The 716-nt window shown below is 60.9% G+C and carries 1 protein-coding gene; it reads left to right on the top strand.

All coding sequences use genetic code 11. The features are described 5' to 3' along the window. Positions 1-139: 139 nt before the first annotated feature. Positions 140-716: LON peptidase substrate-binding domain-containing protein (locus OC610_RS28395; RefSeq protein ID WP_264433042.1), on the top strand; the 577-nt coding region annotated here is incomplete at its 3' end.

Consider the following 716-nt stretch of genomic DNA (forward strand, 5'->3'; position numbering starts at 1 on the left):
AAAGATCGCAGCCTCGCTTCGCTCGGCAGCTCCTACGGAGCAAGGCCCGCCAATGAAACAGCCGCTAACAATCACCCCCCATTGAAACCACCCCCCACCTGCCCCATCTAAGATCCATACTCCATTGCGCAGGTGCCCCATGAGCGACCAGCACTCTACTGAAGCCACGAACGAATACACTGAATCCGAGCACATCGAACACACTTCCTCCGGCACCGGCCTGGCCCTGCCTGGCCAGAGCCTGCCGGACAAGGTCTACATCATTCCGATCCACAACCGCCCGTTCTTCCCGGCCCAGGTGCTGCCGGTCATCGTCAATGAAGAGCCGTGGGCCGAAACCCTGGAATTGGTGGCCAAGTCCGAACATCACTCCCTGGCGCTGTTCTTCATGGACAGCCCCCAGGAAGACCCGCGTCATTTCGACACCTCGAAACTGCCCTTGTACGGCACGCTGGTGAAGGTCCACCACGCCAGCCGTGAAGCCGGCAAATTGCAGTTCGTCGCCCAGGGCCTGACCCGCGTGCGCATCCGCACCTGGCTCAAGCATCATCGCCCGCCGTACCTGGTGGAGGTCGAGTACCCGCACCAGCCAAGCGAGCCGACCGATGAGGTCAAGGCCTACGGCATGGCGCTGATCAACGCGATCAAGGAACTGCTGCCGCTCAATCCGCTGTACAGCGAAGAACTGAAGAACTACCTCAACCGCTTCAGCCCCA

Origin of the sequence: Pseudomonas agronomica (assembly GCF_025917275.1) — a bacterium.
In the GTDB taxonomy this organism is placed as follows: Bacteria; Pseudomonadota; Gammaproteobacteria; order Pseudomonadales; family Pseudomonadaceae; genus Aquipseudomonas; species Aquipseudomonas agronomica.